This window comes from Marinomonas sp. UCMA 3892 (assembly GCF_012726345.1).
Lineage (GTDB): Bacteria > Pseudomonadota > Gammaproteobacteria > Pseudomonadales > Marinomonadaceae > Marinomonas.
In genome coordinates this window covers 1-18,247 of the sequence record NZ_PTXN01000004.1, presented here as the reverse complement: position 1 = coordinate 18,247, position 18,247 = coordinate 1, and the positions used below count along the sequence as shown (strand labels likewise).

Annotated in this window: 13 protein-coding genes, 1 tRNA gene and 1 rRNA gene; 14 read left to right on the top strand and 1 reads right to left on the bottom strand. The window is 42.0% G+C overall.

What is annotated here, in order from left to right:
• Positions 1-12: 12 nt before the first annotated feature.
• From B6N13_RS06710 to serA, 9 genes are all read left to right on the top strand, one after another.
• Positions 13-1,176 (top strand): phosphoglycerate kinase, encoded by a 1,164-nt coding sequence (locus B6N13_RS06710; protein ID WP_012071977.1) that lies wholly within the window; start codon positions 13-15, stop codon positions 1,174-1,176.
• A gap of 291 nt (positions 1,177-1,467) precedes the next feature.
• Positions 1,468-2,535, top strand: coding sequence for a class II fructose-bisphosphate aldolase (gene fba / locus B6N13_RS06705; RefSeq protein WP_012071976.1), 1,068 nt, complete (start codon positions 1,468-1,470; stop codon positions 2,533-2,535).
• 139 nt (positions 2,536-2,674) lie between these two features.
• Positions 2,675-2,759, top strand: a tRNA-Leu gene (locus B6N13_RS06700).
• A 210-nt stretch (positions 2,760-2,969) separates the two neighbouring features.
• Positions 2,970-4,073: an autoinducer 2-binding periplasmic protein LuxP gene (locus B6N13_RS06695; protein ID WP_012071975.1), complete on the top strand. Its 1,104-nt coding sequence runs from the start codon at positions 2,970-2,972 to the stop codon at positions 4,071-4,073.
• Positions 4,061-6,655, top strand: a complete 2,595-nt coding sequence (locus tag B6N13_RS06690) for a hypothetical protein (protein ID WP_169458921.1) — start codon at positions 4,061-4,063, stop codon at positions 6,653-6,655. The genes B6N13_RS06695 and B6N13_RS06690 overlap by 13 nt, the downstream gene beginning before the upstream one ends.
• Positions 6,652-7,347, top strand: coding sequence for a 5'-methylthioadenosine/S-adenosylhomocysteine nucleosidase (gene mtnN, locus B6N13_RS06685; RefSeq protein WP_012071973.1), 696 nt, complete (start codon positions 6,652-6,654; stop codon positions 7,345-7,347). Before B6N13_RS06690 ends, mtnN begins: the two co-directional genes overlap by 4 nt.
• Before the next feature lie 3 nt (positions 7,348-7,350).
• Positions 7,351-8,340 carry a hypothetical protein gene (locus B6N13_RS06680; RefSeq protein WP_012071972.1) on the top strand — a complete coding sequence of 330 codons (990 nt, stop codon included), beginning with the start codon at positions 7,351-7,353 and terminating at the stop codon, positions 8,338-8,340.
• A 120-nt stretch (positions 8,341-8,460) separates the two neighbouring features.
• Positions 8,461-9,561: a tRNA (uridine(54)-C5)-methyltransferase TrmA gene (gene trmA, locus B6N13_RS06675; RefSeq protein WP_169458920.1), complete on the top strand. Its 1,101-nt coding sequence runs from the start codon at positions 8,461-8,463 to the stop codon at positions 9,559-9,561.
• A 242-nt stretch (positions 9,562-9,803) separates the two neighbouring features.
• On the top strand, positions 9,804-11,033 hold the full coding sequence (gene serA, locus B6N13_RS06670) for a phosphoglycerate dehydrogenase (RefSeq protein ID WP_012071970.1): 1,230 nt from the start codon (positions 9,804-9,806) through the stop codon (positions 11,031-11,033).
• Positions 11,034-11,131: 98 nt separating this feature from the next.
• On the opposite strand, the gene B6N13_RS06665 is transcribed toward serA, so the two are convergent.
• The gene (locus B6N13_RS06665) at positions 11,132-13,105 is read right to left on the bottom strand and encodes a methyl-accepting chemotaxis protein (RefSeq protein ID WP_248280256.1); all 1,974 of its coding nucleotides are present in this window, start codon (positions 13,103-13,105) and stop codon (positions 11,132-11,134) included.
• Positions 13,106-13,446: 341 nt separating this feature from the next.
• Between B6N13_RS06665 and B6N13_RS06660 the strand changes: the two genes are divergently transcribed.
• The 5 genes from B6N13_RS06660 to B6N13_RS06640 all read left to right on the top strand — a co-directional run.
• Complete coding sequence (locus tag B6N13_RS06660; RefSeq protein WP_012071968.1) at positions 13,447-14,556, top strand: extracellular solute-binding protein; 1,110 nt, start codon at positions 13,447-13,449, stop codon at positions 14,554-14,556.
• Between the two features lie 83 nt (positions 14,557-14,639).
• Positions 14,640-15,722 carry an ABC transporter ATP-binding protein gene (locus tag B6N13_RS06655; RefSeq protein WP_012071967.1) on the top strand — a complete coding sequence of 361 codons (1,083 nt, stop codon included), beginning with the start codon at positions 14,640-14,642 and terminating at the stop codon, positions 15,720-15,722.
• Positions 15,715-16,602, top strand: coding sequence for an ABC transporter permease (locus tag B6N13_RS06650; RefSeq protein ID WP_012071966.1), 888 nt, complete (start codon positions 15,715-15,717; stop codon positions 16,600-16,602). Before B6N13_RS06655 ends, B6N13_RS06650 begins: the two co-directional genes overlap by 8 nt.
• Entirely contained in the window at positions 16,599-17,396 is a 798-nt protein-coding gene (locus tag B6N13_RS06645; protein ID WP_012071965.1) for an ABC transporter permease, read from the top strand. Before B6N13_RS06650 ends, B6N13_RS06645 begins: the two co-directional genes overlap by 4 nt.
• Positions 17,397-17,877: 481 nt before the next feature.
• A 16S ribosomal RNA gene (locus B6N13_RS06640) occupies positions 17,878-18,247 on the top strand; the annotation flags it as partial.

The following is an 18,247-nucleotide window of genomic DNA, read 5'->3' as shown; positions in this document are numbered from 1 at the left end:
AGGACATCGTACATGACCGTAATTAATATGAAAGATGTAGATCTGGCGAATAAACGTGTGTTAATTCGAGAAGATCTAAACGTGCCAGTAAAAGACGGCAAAGTAACCAGTGACGCACGTATTCGTGCTGCTTTGCCAACCATTAAGATGGCGTTAGAAGCAGGTGCGAAAGTCATGGTGATGTCTCACCTTGGTCGTCCAACAGAAGGTCAGTACGAAGAAGAATACTCGCTTCAACCGGTTGCGACACATATTGCTGGTTTGTTAGGACAAGATGTACCGTTAGTAAAAGATTGGCTGGATGGTGTTGAAGTTGAATCTGGTCAGCTTGTTTTGGTTGAAAACGTACGTTTTAACCTTGGCGAGAAAAAAGATGATGAAGCTTTGTCTAAGAAAATGGCGGCTTTGTGCGATGTGTTCGTGATGGATGCATTTGGTACAGCTCACCGTGCCCAAGCGTCTACTCACGGTGTCGCGAAATTTGCACCAATCGCTTGCGCTGGCCCATTATTGTCAGCTGAGCTTGAAGCATTAGAAAAAGCTTTGGCGAAACCCGCTCGTCCAATGGCGGCCATTGTTGGTGGTTCAAAGGTATCGACTAAGTTGACTGTTTTAGAATCTTTGTCTGATAAAGTTGATCAGTTGATAGTGGGTGGTGGTATAGCCAATACTTTCTTGGCTGCTGCTGGTTTTCCTGTGGGCAAGTCGTTGTACGAAGAAGATTTGATTCCTCAGGCCAAAGCTTTGATGGCAAAAACTAGTATCCCATTACCTGAAGACGTTGTTGTAGCTACCGCGTTCGCGCCAGATGCTGTGGCGACAGTAAAAGATGCAGCAGATGTTGGACCTGATGATATGATTTTGGATATCGGGCCTAAAGCGGCGGCTGCGTTCGCGGCTTTGCTTGAAGAGTCTCAGACGATTATTTGGAATGGTCCAGTGGGTGTTTTTGAATTTGACCAGTTTGGTGGCGGAACTAAAGCGCTTGCGATGGCCATTGCGAACAGCAAAGGCTTTTCAATTGCCGGCGGTGGTGACACATTAGCGGCCGTTGATAAATATGATATTGCGGACCAAGTCTCTTATATTTCGACTGGTGGTGGGGCGTTCCTTGAATTTGTTGAAGGAAAAGTGTTACCAGCGGTTGCGATGTTGGAGTCACGCGCGCAAAATTAGTATCAAAGAATGACAAAGATCGTTCTAAAGCACTTTATAAGTAATAAAAAGGCGAAAAGCCTATTTCGTTAATACCGTTAGAAGCTGATTTGTGCTGAAAACGGTGTTGTCGAAAAACAAAACTAGAGAGTGACCTACTCGGCGCTAGTCGGGTATGACAATAACGATAAGGCGTAAGCCACATGGCCTGCGATAAGCAACGTCATGATTACAAGATTATAGAGTTAACTAACACCATAACTCTGTTCGTTATAAATACAATATAAGACAAATTGTCAGAGGAAATCTTTTATGCCTTTAATTAGTATGCGTCAACTGCTCGATCATGCAGCAGAACACAGCTATGGTTTGCCAGCCTTCAACGTGAATAACATGGAGCAAGTTAAGGCGATTATGGAAGCTGCTCACGAAGTAAACTCTCCAGTAATCATGCAAGCGTCAGCTGGTGCTCGCAAATATGCTGGTTCTCACTTCCTACGTCACTTGATTGCCGCTGCAATTGAAGATTACCCGCATATTCCTGTTGTGATGCATCAGGACCATGGTACGTCTCCAGCTATCTGTCAGCGTTCTATTCAGCTTGGTTTTTCGTCGGTCATGATGGATGGATCTTTGATGGCCGATGGTAAAACACCGGCTAGCTATGACTACAACGTTGATGTGACTCGTCGTACTGTTGAATTCGCACACGCATGTGGCGTATCAGTAGAAGGCGAGTTGGGGGTGTTGGGTTCTTTAGAAACTGGTCAAGCTGGTGAAGAAGACGGCGTTGGTGCAGAAGGCACACTTTCTCATGATCAAATGCTAACTGATCCACAAGAAGCGGTAGACTTTGTTAATGCAACCGGTATTGACGCATTAGCTGTGGCGATTGGTACTAGCCACGGTGCATATAAGTTTACTCGTCCACCAACAGGTGACATTCTTGATATTGAGCGTATTGCGAAAATCGTAGAATTATTACCAAATACACATATTGTGTTGCACGGCTCTTCTTCTGTTCCACAGGATTGGTTGTCTATTATCAATGAATTTGGTGGCGACATTCCTGAAACTTACGGTGTGCCGATTGATGAGATCGTTAAGGCGATCCGTTACGGTGTTCGTAAAGTGAACATTGATACAGATTTACGCTTGGCAGCAACAGGTGCTATTCGTCGCAGCTTGGCTGAACACAAAGGTAACTTTGATCCACGTAAATACTTAACCGAAAGTATCAAAGCGATGAAGGCGGTTTGTATTGATCGTTATGAAGCTTTCGGTTCTGCAGGCCAGGCTTCTCGTATTCATACTATGGATCTTGAAGAGATGGCTGTTCGTTACGAGCGCGGTGAATATTCTGGTGGTCGCGTTTTTTAAGCCTTGCTTTGAAAAGAATAAGGCTTAAAAAATGGTGGGTAGATATAGGTTAAAGAAAAATATTTTAGTTTTTTTTATAAAAAAGCAAAAAAAACTATTGACCGGAAAATTCAATTACCTATAATGCTCGCCATTCCTTGCGGGAGTGGTGGAATTGGTAGACACGCTGGATTTAGGTTCCAGTGCTTCACGGCGTGAGAGTTCGAGTCTCTCCTTCCGCACCAAATTTAAAAAAAGCTGACTTTATGTCAGCTTTTTTTTGTCTTTTTTATATCAGCCGTTTTTAAAACGGACTGCAGGCCATTTTCTTCGTTATATAAGCCTATTCAGCGCACATTTATCATACTGAAGCGTATTTTCTTGTTCCTGTTATCACCAAAGTTCGTTAACTTGGTTAGAATGATTTTTTCTATGATGTTTCATCGGGTTCGGTAATGCGAAGACTACATTCTTTTGTTATATGGGTTGTGCTAGGGAGCCTTGCTTTCACTGTGCAAGCCGCCAACATGGCGCTTGATCTTATGGACAGTCAAGATTTTTATCTGTCGACGCCAAGACAAGGCCCTTTGGCTGAGCAGTTCACTACGATAGTTAATTCTCCTCCTAATCCAATACGAGTGTCTCAAAAGCGGGCTGTACGTATTGCTTTGTTATTATTTGGTGATATGAATTCCCTCGAAAATAGATCCATCTTAGTAACATTTAGAAAGCGAATGCGTGAACTAAATATTGATTATCGCCTAGATACTTATATGGACGGTTTTGAGTCTAATGGTGATTTAACATCTTATTTTAAGATGGCTAATGCTCAGCCAGATTATATTATTATGACCAAATTGGGCTCTGTTCAACGCCGATTTTTGGAGCGTTTTTTATACTCAGGCAAGCCAAAAGTTATTTTGTACGACTTTGCCTCACCATTGACCCATTGGATGAATCATCCACCATTAATGTACGTTGGTTTTGATCAAAAAAAGGCAACGACTATGCTTGCTAGTTATCTTGAACGCCAGTTACCTGAAGAGACAAAGATTTCTGCATTGGTTTTGCCGACAGGCTATTTGGGGCATATGCGTTGTGATTTATTTCTTGATGAGATGGCGAAGTATAAGCGCCATATCAGTCGGATTAGGGCTGTATCGGATGATAGGCGTAGTGCATTTGAAGCAGCTCGAATTATATTAAAAGAAAATTCACCGGACTTCATTTTTAGCTGCTCGCAGAATATTTCTGAAGGCGTGATTGAAGCATTACAAGCCGAAGGTTTTGATACGCAAATTCAGACTAATGCATGGGGGGGATCTTCGAGTGGTATTGCAGATTTAGAGAGTCGAAAAGTAAAAGCGAGTGTGCTTTTTATGAAGGATGATCTTTCTATTGCGATAGCAGAAGCGATTAAGTTGGATCTTGAAGGAAGAAATATGCCCACCCTTTATGTTGCTAACTCTATGCTTGTGCCCGCAGAGTTAGATTCAGAAAGTCTACGCTTGATGGTACAGCAAGCTCATCATTATTCGGTGGAACTATGGCAGGAGTAACGGTTAGTTTGCAGCATCGATTACGCTCCAAGGTGCTTATATTAGCTTGTGTGGCTTTTTTAGTTGTGACTTTTATGTCTTTATATTTTATTGAAGCATTAAATCAAACCGCCGCTGAAAAAAACCTAGCACTAAAGCATCGTGTTGTTGAACAAGCTTTTAATGGCTATTTGGCTCGTGCTGAAGATGAAATGAAATTTATTGGTCAGGATCTTTCATTGAGTAATTATGCGGCTGGACGTGAATTGGATTTGTTGTTCAGCCACCACGAAGTGTTGTTTTTTGGCGGGTTGGATTTTTTCTATATTGAATGGGCAAATGGCAAGTATTCGATGGATCCTAGAGCGCGTCTATTTACCAAAGTGGATCTACAGTCAGTATTGGGAGAAGGGTTTATTAATCGATGGACGTCTATAGTGACAACAGATGATTCCATTTTGCTGATGTTTAAAAAGAAACTGCTTTCGCCAGATCAAGAAAATATTGGTTTTTTATATGGCTTTATTTCATTAAACGATAACTTAACTTTAGCTAATGAGTTACTTGAGAGCGCCCAAGTCAGTGCTGTGCGGGTTTATGATAAAGAGCATAATCGTGTCTTGCTTGAAGAGCATAAAGTTGGTGTAGATCTGTCTGGAGAAACATTACAGTCTCGCTTGCCACTGGTATCGCCTATTCAGGCAGATTTGCAATTAGATATTATCCAAAAACGTATATTTTCTTCTACGATCTTAACTAATGCATTGCCTTTGATTGCTGGGATTGGGTTTGTTTTATTTAGCTTTTGTTTGCTGCTATTTCGCCAAGTTAAAACACTTATTTTCCAACCTCTTGAATCGATTGTTTATCGTCATGAGGAAGGTCTATTGCCATATACTGAGCTACAGCCTATACAGTTGCAAAGCAATCAATATAAAGCCTTTATAGAGTCCAAAGAGCATAGGTTTAAGCTTCTTGCAGAATCGATACACAGTGCCATTATTTTCTGTACCGAAGTGGCGGAAGTTGAGTTAATCAATTCGGAAGCAAAGCTGCTTTTTCCTGACGCTGATAAAGCGCGAACGCTTTTTGATTTTATGCCTATTTCTTGTCATCAATCGATTCAAGAAGCGTTAAAGGGCGAAGTTGGTGTTGCCTTTGAGTTAACAGACAGTAGTTTAGGTCGAATATATCAATGGCAAGTTCATTCCTTTAAAAACGAGAGTAATTACCGCGGCTTATTATTAGTAGGGCGAAATGTTACTCAAGAAATTAGTTTAATGTGGCAACTGGAGCAGTTGCAGCCATTGTCGTCTGCGCAGCAAAAGAAAGTAGATACTGACGCTATATTGAGTGAGTTGACGTATCTTTCTTCACTGCCAGGTTATATTGATAGTAAACATCTTCAGGGCTGGCTTGCGTTATTAATATCTGTATTAGATGACATTAGTACCTTAGACAGTAAGGTATCTTATTTGCCCATAGGAGAAATCTTTTGTCAGGAAAGTGCTCGAGTTATGGCTGCAATGGGGGTAGAGGCTAATAGGGCGCTGTTGGACTGTTCTGTCGAAGTAGGTGCAAAAAGCATTGCGGTGGATGCAAGTTTCAGAGGACTGATTCGTGTTTTACTCATGATGGTAATGTCGAATGATATGGCTGAACGTCGATTGACTGTTCGCTTCAATGGCGCAGAGCTTGAAATGATTGCGATGAATGATATGGCATTCAGGCCTCTTTTTTACTGGATGATTAAAATGTTACTTGCACCTCTTGGAGGGCAGCAAAAGACCTTACAAAATAATGCTTTGCAGATTAATTTGATCATGGAAGAGTTGAAATATCAGCCGATAGTCAAACCGTTAAGACCGAACCAGGTTGTGGCTTGGGTCGCAAATGATTACCCCAATCCCAATATTATCAAAGCGGCTTTAGTTAGACTTGGATTGCTGGTGGAGGAATATGTCTCAACTGATAGCTTTTTTACTCAATCCAGTGCAGTGTTGAAATTTGATGCGGTCTTAATTGGTTGTGATAAAGACGTTGAAGCACAAGCAGATATGACCCGAGCCCTTAAACTTAAATACAATCGTGATGAGCTTCCTATCGTTTGGCTTAATAGCACCTTGCTGTCGGAGGTGGATCCAGATGTTTTTACTTTGCAAGGATGTTCTTTCGACTACAATTTACATCAAGTGCTAGTCAAAGCCTGTGAGTTGGAGGGCGTTATCCCCACTCATTCACATGAGCAGGCATTATCTTGGGTGATGATTGGTGGCAGTCGAATCACAAAAGCAATTTGGTATGTCGAATTAGAAAAGTATGAGGTGGCGACACAGTGGTTGGTAGATTTATCTAATTATCGCGTAGTGCTGTCATACCACCCTGATGCTGTTATCGTATTACTAGAGCCCCAACCTCGAGCTCTTTTGTTATCAATTCAGGCCGCTTTTCCGAAAGTTCGTTTTTTTTCGGTGCAAAAGTGGTCTGAAATGCCGGATAATGTGTCATTTTTTAGTATGACATTGCCTTATTCTGGTGATCAAATACGGTTATTTACACAAAATGTTATACAACAGAATACAAACCTGAGGAGCAATGAATGAGTGTAATTGGATTAATTGGAGCCATGGACGAAGAAGTAGCTGTTATCAAAGCATGGATGACAGATGTCCGTGAACAGACTATTGCTGGTTGTGATTTTTTTGTTGGGCGTTTTGAAGGTAAAGACGTTGTTTTGCTTAAATCCGGAATTGGTAAAGTAAATGCAGCTGTATCGACTACTTTGTTGTTATCTCAGTTTGAGCCTGAATATGTGATTAACATTGGTTCTGCGGGCGGTTTTGATCCAGAGTTACAGGTTGGCGATGTGGTGATATCCGATCAAGTGGTGCATCATGATGTGGATGTGACCGGATTTGGTTATCTAATGGGACAAGTTCCAAATATGCCCGCTACTTACGCTGCAGATGAAACGTTAGTCGCTGAAGCTAAAGCAGCCTTACAAAAAGTCACTCAAGTACAAGCAAAAGTGGGATTGATTGGAACGGGCGATAGCTTTATGAATGATCCTGTTCGAGTGGAAGCTGTGCGAGCGCTTTTCCCCGAGTTAGTTGCTGTTGAGATGGAAGCTGCAGCCGTTGCTCAAGTGTGTTTTAAATTTGGAACGCCATTTGTTGTGGTACGTTCTTTGTCGGATATTGCAGGTAAAGAATCCCCTCAAAGCTTTGAAGAATACCTTAAAGTTGCTGCTGAGAACTCTTCTTTAATGATCCAACAAATGCTGAAAGGCAACTAAAGTATGCCATGGAGCAAGGGTTATATTACTGCGTTTTGCTTAGTAACTTCTTGGCCCTTGTTCGCTCTTTCTGCAGAAGAAACGAGAGATATCGACACTCAAGCAAAAGCTAGTCAACAAGCAGAGAGAGATGAAGTTCCTTGGTGGTTGAGTTCCCATGAAACTATTTCAAAGACGATTGGTAATTGGTCGACGAATATAGATTCCTTTCTATCGGGTGAACAAAGTAGCAAACCTTCAGATAGTTATGCTGAGATACGATTTGGTTCTGTATTAAGTGGCAGTGATCGGTCCGGTTTTTTTGATTTTCGTACACGGCTTAAATTGCCGAATACTCAAGATCGACTACGTTTAGTTGTTGAGTCTGAGCCTGATTCTTTGGCTCCTGAGAGCTTGAGAGGTGAATCATCTCAGCAAAAAGGGGTGGTTGACTCTGCTTTGAAATCGAATATTTCGGCCGCCGTACGTTATATAAAAGACGATATAGGATTAGATATTGATGCAGGTATAAGAGTGGATTTTCCACTTGATCCCTTTTTGCGCTTGCGCCTTAAGCAAGGTGAAGTTACCGATCAATGGAGCTGGTGGCAGAATCAAGAGGCCTTTGCTTATTACTCCAAAGGTATTGGTGCTCGTTATGGCGTTGGATTAGGCTACGCGGTGAGCCCTAGATTAAATTTCGGTACAGATTTTGGCGTGACTTGGCTTGATAGAGAAGGGTTATTTTATGCCCGTGAAAACTTCTCGATCCAGCATCGATTGGATGAAAAAAACCGTCTAGGGTATCAATTGAGTTTTCTGCAGTCAGGAGAGCATTCTCTTGGGTCAGACAGCTTTTTATACAATGTTCAATATGAGCGTCTGCTTTATAAAGATTGGCTAATTGGCCAAATTAAGCCTCAGTTTACCCACGAAGCAGAGGATAACTATGATGGTAAGTTTTCTCTTACCTTGTCTTTAGCCATTTTGCTTGGACCTGAGTACCTGCGTTAAGAGTTTGCGTTAATAAGCTCTTCTATTTATTTGTTTTTGCCTAAGCGATTAGATTTGTATACGGGGAACTCGTATAATGCCGCGCTCTATAAGTATCTATTGCCTCCAAGAGAATCAGCCATGAGACCGGATCAAATCCAACCAGAAATGTATGAAAAGCAGCTGCAAGATAAGCAAGCTGAATTAGCCAAATTAATGGCGACTTTGTCATTGCCTGAGATGGAAGTATTTGCAAGTCAGCCGATTCATTACCGTATGCGAGCTGAATTTCGGATTTGGCATGATGGCGATGATTTATATTATGCGATGTTTGATTCTGCAGACCCTAGAACGCCGATTCGTACTGATCAATTTCTGGCTGCGTCGAGACTGATAAATGAGTTAATGCCAAAACTGCTTGATGCAGTTCGCGATGTCCCCGTTTTACGTTACAAGCTCTTTCAGGTGGATTTTTTAACGACGACTACTGGTGAAGCCTTGATTAGTTTGCTTTACCATAAACCAATTGATGCTGAATGGAATGCTGCTGTCCAGCAGTTAAACGACGCCTTTCCTGCTTGTCATTTTATTGGTCGTAGCCGTAAGAAAAAACAAATTATCACTCGCGATTTTGTAATGGAGACGCTAACGGTTAATGGTCAAAAGTTCCATTATCAACAAGTTGAAAATAGCTTCACGCAGCCTAATGCTGGCATCAGTGAAAAAATGTTGGAATGGGCGTTGGATGTGACTAAAGAAGCATCTGGCGATTTGCTAGAAATGTATTGTGGTAATGGTAACTTTTCTATTCCGCTAGCTCGTCGTTTTGATCGAGTGGTAGCAACCGAAATTTCCAAAGTGTCAGTAAACTCTGCTCAGCTTAACATTGCTATTAATGGTATGCACAATGTTCAAGTGGTAAAAATGGCCAGTGAAGATGTGTCTGCGGCTTTGAATGGCGACGTAGAGTTACCTAAGAGCTTGGTTCAAGCTGGAGTTAGCGAACTTACTCCTTCGGTTGTGTTAGTGGACCCACCACGAGCAGGTTTAGATGATGCGACGGTTGAATTGATTCGCAAGATAGATTCTATTCTATATATTTCTTGTAATCCTGAAACGTTGAAAGCGAATTTAGAAGCCTTATCGAACACCCATGAAGTGGTTCGATATGCGATGTTTGATCAATTTCCTTATACCCATCACGTGGAAACAGGCGTTTTTTTACGACGTAAGGCAAGTTGATAATATAAAAAAGAGGCTGAGAAGCCTCTTTTTTATATAGAATACAGCGAGTTTATAGCGAGTACAGTGAGCCACGTACTGTGATTTTGAATGTTTCTAGAGTTTATTTGCAGCAAACCTTGTATGAGTTTTGCTCTTATCATAATGAAAGACATTCTTGTATCTTGAATACGACACAGAATGTTCTGTGGTAACATATAAGCACACATTTCCCCCACCACTAAAGAGAAGTCGAACGAGCCATGAGTAATAACTCACTAGACAAAGACAAAATCAAAATCTTGTTATTAGAAGGCGTTCATCAATCTGCATTGGATGCATTGCATGACGCAGGCTATACCAACATTGAATACCACAAAACTGCATTAGCAGAAGATGAGCTGATTGAGAAAATCTCGGAAGCACATTTCATTGGTATTCGATCTCGTACTCAGTTAACTGCGAATGTTTTAGAACATGCTAACAAACTTGCGGCCATTGGTTGTTTTTGTATTGGGACAAACCAAGTAGATCTCGATGCGGCAAGTGAGAAAGGTATTGTTGTCTTCAACGCGCCATACTCAAATACTCGTAGTGTTGCCGAGTTGGTTCTTGGTCAGTTGATTCTATTGCTTCGAGGCATTCCTGCGAAAAACGCGGCATGTCATCGTGGTGGTTGGATTAAGTCTGCTGCGGGCTCTTTCGAAACTCGTGGTAAGCGTTTAGGTATTATTGGTTATGGCAGCATTGGTACTCAATTGAGTGTTTTAGCTGAATCGTTAGGCATGGAAGTGTGTTTTTACGATATCGTCACCAAATTACCATTGGGCAATGCGCGTCAAATTAAGAGCCTGAAAGAATTGCTATCTACCAGTGATATTATCAGCTTGCATGTGCCAGAAACCAATTCCACTAAGATGATGATTGGTGCGAAAGAAGTTTCTCAAATTAAGAAAGGTGCTATCTTCATCAATGCTTCACGCGGAACAGTTGCTGATCTTGATGCAGTGGCTGAGGCGATCAAGTCTGGAAATCTAGGTGGCGCAGCTGTTGACGTATTCCCTGTTGAGCCTAAAGGCAACGATGAAGAATTCGTATCACCACTACGTGGTTTAGACAATGTGATTCTAACGCCTCATATCGGCGGTAGCACAATGGAAGCGCAAGAAAACATCGGTATTGAAGTGGCTGAGAAGCTTATTAAATATTCTGATGTTGGTACTACTACTGCGGCGGTTAATTTCCCAGAAGTAGCATTGCCTGCACAAGCTGATAACCACCGTATTCTTCACATTCATGAAAACCGTCCTGGTGTGCTTTCTAAGATCAACGCGATCTTTTCTGAAAACAACATTAACATTACAGGCCAGTACCTTCGTACCACGGAGAAACTTGGCTATATGGTAATGGATGTGGATGCAGAAGAGGGCGAATTGGCGCTTGAGAAAGTGAGAGAAGTGGAAGGAACTATTAAAGCGCGCGTTTTGTTTTAAGCTCTTTCTATAGGTTCTTACTGTTAAAAAATCCAGCTACGGCTGGATTTTTTGTATCTGTGACTTCTTCATTTTGGGTGATCAGTTGGCCTTGGGCGTTAGCTAATACCCAAGGTTGTCGTAATGTCTTGGATTTTTTGCTTGATGTTCTTTGTTACGGCCGACATAAATTCTTCCGATTCATTGGCTTGCTCTCTTACTTTGACGACGGCGGTGTTTAACTTGTTCATACCGAGTTTCTGTTCAGCAGCATAGCCGGTTGCTTTTTTCGCTAAATGACTAGATTGCTTAGATTTTTCCAAGATATTTTGTGCCGATTGACCAAGAGCGTGGGTCAAATCAATTTGTTCAATTGAGGCCGTTTCAATCAAATCTATATTCTGAGTGAGTTTATTAGTTGCTGATGTGAGTTGTGAAAATATCTTCGTGATCTCCTCTAGGGATTGCTGGGTTCTGGTTGATAAGCTTCGTACTTCCGAGGCGACTACCGCAAAGCCTCGACCATGTTCACCTGCTCGTGCTGCTTCAATAGCGGCATTGAGTGCAAGTAAGTTAGTTTGTTCTGAGATATCTCTGATGCCGCCAACAATAGAGGAGGCGCTCGAAACGGATGAGCTTAAGCTGGTTAATGCCTTTTTACTGCTATTAAGTCGCTCAACCGTAGTTTGGTTAGCAAGTGCCAGAGATGCTGCCTGATTCACGCTGTGTGACATAGCGGTATTGGTTTCAGAGGCATAATTTGCTACTTCTTGAGCGCGTACTTCTGCTTTACTCGCTAGCGTTTCGACTTGGTTCGACATGTTCAGTGTGTCGTCCAGTTCGTGTCTAGAAGCCGAGCTCAGTTCGTGTACTTGTCCAAAGGCATTCAGCATCTCATTGAGTGAGATTGAGATATTGCTTAACTCGGTATCTCGTTGTTGCCGTTGTACAGCAATTTGTTCCAAGTAGCGGTTTAAGTAATGGGCTACGTCTGATAGTTCGTTTTTATTCTTGCCGACTTTTAGGGTGTTGATGTTTTGGTGCTCGACTAAATCTTTTACCGCTGTGTATAAGTCTAGAGCGCTTTTTACCACGACCTTATTTTGAAAAATATGTACTGAGATAGTAGTTAAAATCATCAAAATGACGAAGATAGAAAATGCGACTAAAGTTTGTTCTTGAGTGGCCTGAGCGCTTTTTTGAATGTCTTCAGTACCAGCCTTTAAAATCTCTTCAAGTTGATTGATAAGTGAGCGAATCTTATTTTGGGCGGTAACCGCTTGTTGGATATTAATTAGGCTAGAATCAACGTCTTTTAAATAGCGACTTGACCAAGTGTGCAGCTCACTTTTGGTTTCTTCAAGAGGATCAACCACTTCCGTTGAGCTCTCTGAATCGCTTGCCCACCCCATTAATGACGATAAATCGTTAGCAGACTCTGTGTCTTGTTTTTCGTCTAATTCTAGTATGGGAAGCTTACCGAAATCAGCAATATGAGATTTAAAGACTTCAATGGATTGAACTAAGCGCTGCTTATTCTCAGGCGTGCTTTTTGCTAGGTAATTGTCTTTTGCATCACTCACATGAGCAAGGTCTGCGTATAACAATGCTTGGCTTGCTAAGTAAATCGCTGCGGACTGTAGGTCATGGTGTGATTGAAATAAAGCAACTTTATCAGCTAGAGTGTCCAGTGATAACAAAGTTTGTCTTTCATTATTTTCAATCAATGCATAAGGGTTTCCGGATAGCTTGCCAGCGGCTCTCACATCAGATTGAAGACTTTTTTCTATTTCAATTAATTGTCCATTTATTGGGTCTTTAATGGTATTGGGAAGTGAACTAAGTGCGGGGCGAATTTTTTTATCAATAAACTCTTGCGCTGTTTGCAGTGCGGACGCTTCACCTGATGATAAATAGCCTTCAATTTGCTGCTTTAAGTCGATAGAGGCATATTCCCAAACTTGAGTGTAGGTATCACTTTGCTCAAAAGCGCTGCGAAATTTCATCAAACTCCAAAGAAGTAGCGCGACCAACATGGCGGCAATAATGAAATAACTTACGGTAGTGGTGCGCGTCACATGGGAAATTTTCAATTCAGAGCCTACTTTAATTTACATAAATCGATGAATGCGACTACCTTAATATGAGTATGTGACAAAAATATGACTGAGATTGTGTGGGGTATATGAAACAGATGAAGCATAGAAAGTCTTAATGTATCTGAAAACGACTTGTTAATGACTAATTGCGTCTTGATTGGAATGAATCCTGTCTAATTGGAAAAAAAACCTTCCATGGTCACTTTTTCGTCATTATTTTGTATTAGATTTAAACGGATATTAAACGAGCGTTTAATAAAAGAGTGTTTTGGCTGTTAAGCCGCTTTTCTCATGAAATAGCAATTAATTATATAAAAATATAAAGGAGCTCAAGAATGACCCTTTCCCGTCGCCAATTCGTGAAAGGCGCCTCTATCGCAGGTGCTGTTGCCGCTACCCCGTTTTCCATTAATAAAGCCATTGCCGCTAATAAAGAGCTACGTATTTATGCGTGGGCTGGTTACATTACCGATGAAATGCTAGCGGATTTTAAAGCCAAAACGGGCATTAATGCTACGTTTACGCCATATGGCACCAACGATGAGTTGATGAACTCTCTACGTGCTACAGATGGAACGGGCTTCGATATTATTATGCCGACTGTTGACCGCGTACCAGGTTATGTCGACTACGAGCTTGTACAGCCTCTTGATGTTAAAAGAATTAAATGGAGTGGTTGTTTAGAAAGCGCGCTGTCAGGATCAGATGTTGGTGGGATTGTAAAAGGTAAGCGTTATTTTGCACCATCGGATTGGGGTACGGAAGCGATTGCTTACAATAAGAATGATGCAAAAATCAGTAAAGAGCTAAGCTACGGCGATCTTTGGTTACCTGAAAACTCTGGTGGCGTAACGGTTCGAGGCCACTCAGCTCTTGTTGGTATTGGTCTGTGGTTAGAAAAAGCGGGTAAGCTTCCTTATCCATTGCTAGATTCCTATAAAACCGAAAAAGCCATGCGTGCGAATTTCGATGTTATTCTGAAAACTGCGGTTGAACATAAAGGTGCGATTGCTCAGTTCTGGTCTACAGAAAATGAAGCGCAAGGTGCCTTCCGGACTAATGGCGCTATCATAGGTCAAACTTGGGACAGCACCGCGTTTAAACTGCAATCCGAAGGGGAACCTATTGCCTATGGCGCACCAAAAGAAGGTGCGTTGGCTTGGATGGAAGGATTTGTTATTCCAAAGAATGCGAATAATGTGGATTCGGTATATGAATTCATTAATTGGTATTACACGCCAGAAGCGGGCGCTATGTTCGTCAAAGCGACAGGATACAACTCCACGGCGAAAGGTGCCGATGCTCTATTGCCAGCGGAAACTAAGCAGTTTTTCCAAGACTCTTACAGTAAACAAGATCTTGCCAATCTTTGGTGGTGGCCAATCCAAGAACCATGGTACGTAGCATTACGTAACGAATACCAAGACCGTTACTTGTCTGCATAAACCTCGAAAGCCCCTTGTGATTCTTACGAGGGGCTTTTTTGTATCGAGACGATTGTGTTAGAAAATCAATCAGCGAGAGAAATATGGATAGTAGTGTTCATCTAGATAATACCATTATGCAATTTGGTGAGTTTACCGCCATACAACAAACTGACTTAACAATAAAATCTGGCGAATTTTTTAGCTTTTTAGGGCCTTCTGGTTGTGGCAAAACCACAATCCTCAACATGATAAGTGGCTTTATAGATCCGACACAGGGTGATATTAAAATTGGCGGTAAGAGCATGCGTGGCGTGCCAGCGAATAAACGTCCTACATCGATGATTTTTCAAAACCTCGCACTTTTTCCTTTAATGACAGTCGCCGAAAATATTGAATTTGGCTTAGAGGTTCGCGGTGTTTCGAAAAGTGAGCGCAAAAAAGCATCAGATCGATTGCTTGAGCTGGTGGCTTTGGAAGGTAGTGGCAATAAGAAAGTATCTGAGTTATCTGGCGGACAAAAGCAACGTATTGCCATTGCCCGTGCCTTGGCTGTTGAACCACAAGTTTTGCTATTGGATGAGCCATTGTCCGCGTTGGACTTAAAGCTACGACAACATATGCGCACTGAATTAAAAGCGATTCAACGAAAAACAGGCATTACCTTTATCTACATTACCCATGATCAAGGCGAAGCGCTAACCATGTCTGATCGAGTAGCGGTTATGTCTGCAGGACGAATTCAACAAGTAGCCGATCCTATTACCTTATACCGTGATCCTCATACTGCGTTTGTCGCCTCGTTTGTTGGAGAAAACAATGGTGTACCAGGAAAAGTAATCGAAGCCAATTCTGGTCTTGTCGTTTTAGATTGTGGGCCACTTGGTAAGTTGACAGGGCGTTCGCAAGGCAATATAGCTATTGGGACGGATGCCACACTTTTTATACGTCCTGAACACTTCAGATTACAAGCAGAGGACGGAATGCATACTCTGCGAGCTACTATTGATGAAGTGAATTTTGAGGGCGCGTATTTGACTCTTAATGCCAATACGCCTGCTAACTTACCTTTGTCTATTCAGCTTGGTACACATCAGTTTTCTGAGTCGTTGAAAAAAGGCGCGCCGGTTAGTCTTTCTTATAATCAACAGGATGCCATTGTGATTGCCGGAGGCGGCCATGTTTAGTCAGCTAAAATCGAGATTTGGTAGCAGCTTGGCAGTTGGCATTATAGGTATGATCGCCATTTGGCTGATTGGCTTGGTCATTTTGCCACAGATATTAATGGTGGATTACTCATTTCGTCCGAATCTATTACCTGCCGATATTGGTGGGCCAAATGATACGTATTCCTTAATGAATTATGAGACCTTGTTTAGTAATAAAATACATTTGGCCATTTTCTTCAAAACCATCTGGTCTAGTGTGTTGGTGACGTCGTTGACGCTAGTGGTAAGTTATCCGATTGCTTTTTATCTTGCCAAAGTTGCCACGCCTCAAAAAGCTGCGTTATGTTTGTTGTTATTGATTATTCCTTTCTGGATTAATGAAATTTTACGTACGTTTTCTTGGTATATCATTCTCGCCTATAAAGGGCCGCTAAATGCTTTGCTATTAGGCCTTGGAATCATTGACCGCCCCATTCGATTCTTATCGGGTGATGGTGGTGTGCTGATTGGTATGGTTTACGCCTATATCTTATTTATGATCTTTCCTATTTATAACGCCATTGAAAGTTTGGATGCCAACCAGATTAAAGCCGCGCGTAACTTGGGAGCGGGTTGGATTCGGACACATTGGCGTGTAGTTATTCCCCATGCTAAACCGGGTATTGCGACAGGTTGTATTATGACCTTCATGTTGGCAGCTGGGAGTTATGCTGTTCCTGCGTTATTAGGATCGCCAGGTAGTCGTTGGTTTACACAGATTATTTACAACTGGTTTTTTGAGGGCGGAGATTGGAACCAAGGCGCGGCATATGCCTTCTTGTTGCTAATTATCTGTATTGGCTTTATCGCCCTGGTAATGCGCGTTTTTAAAGTAGGTTTGGGGGACATTGCAAAATGAAATCTGAAACTATTATGCGCTTTGCCGTGCGCTTCTATATTGGTGTGTTTTTTGTCTATCTATTTACACCGCTTATTATTATGGGACTGGCGACTTTTAACGACAGCCGTTTTCCTACCGTTTCACCGTGGAAAGGAGCAACGCTTAAATGGTTTGAGGCGCTTGCTCAAGATGGCGCCATGTGGACTGCCTTATGGACAAGCGTCTTGGTTGCGGCTGGTGTGTTGGTGATTGCCGTGCCAATTGGTATTTGCTGTGCTTTGTTTTTATCGACTGTGCAAGGTAAGGGGAAAACCTTTATTTATACTTTGATGATGTCACCGCTATTAACACCTGGTGTGATCGTAGGTATTTCAACGCTGATCTTTTGGAAAGGCTTGTCTGTAAGTGGTGGTGTGTTTTTAACGGTTGTTGCGCAAACCACCTTTATTGCTGCTTATGTCATGCTGATGGTATTGGCTCGATTACAACGTTTTGATCGGACACTAGAAAATGCAGCGTTAAGCTTGGGGGCGACACAATGGCAAGCATTTCGCAGAATTTTGTTGCCTTATTTAAAGCCAGCTATTATCTCAGCGGCAGCAATTGCCTTCTTGCAATCGTTTGAAAACTACAACACAACCTTATTCGTTAAAGGTTACGACACAACGCTGACTGTCTATATAGCATCTAAAGTGAGAACGGGCTTAACACCAGCGGTAAATGCATTAGGTCTGGTGATGATTTCTATCACTATTTTGTTGGCGATTCTGTATGAGGTAAAACGTCGTCGAGAGCTTTCTACTAATTCATAATGAAATAGAGAGAGATTTGAAATCGAAAGGTCATTATTTGTACGAATAATGGCCTTTTTTGTGTCTTTTGATCGCTACTTAATCAGTTTTTGAGGGCGAAGCAAATAAATATGACAAAATGATAAAAAAACTCAAAAAAGGGTTGCACAAAATCTGTAGATCCTTAATATACGCCCTCGCTGACACGGACAAGGCTTCAGAGCAACGAAGACCAAGTTCAACTAACTAGATTAAGATCTGGTTAAGTATTCAAGTCAGCCCGCTCTTTAAAATAGATAATCAGATAATTTGTGTGGGCGCTCGCTGGAGGCTTCAGAAGATTGTCCGGATCAGTTTTTAACTGATTCGAGATGATCAAAAAAATTGAAGTCTTGCGAAACGTCTAACACGTCAATTCGCTTTATGTTGTTTTGTTGTTCTTCGGGACGATGGAATGATTAAGTTATTGTTAGTGTAATAGATTTTGAGTAAGCAAACTTTTTAACTGAAGAGTTTGATCATGGCTCAGATTGAACGCTGGCGGCAGGCTTAACACATGCAAGTCGAGCGGTAACAGGGGAGCTTGCTCCTGCTGACGAGCGGCGGACGGGTGAGTAACGCGTAGGAATCTACCTAGTAGAGGGGGACAACATGTGGAAACGCATGCTAATACCGCATACGCCCTAAGGGGGAAAGGAGGGGACTTTTCGGAGCCTTCCGCTATTAGATGAGCCTGCGTAAGATTAGCTAGTTGGTAGGGTAAAGGCCTACCAAGGCGACGATCTTTAACTGGTCTGAGAGGATGACCAGTCACACTGGGACTGAGACACGGCCCAGACTCCTACGGGAGGCAGCAGTGGGGAATATTGGAC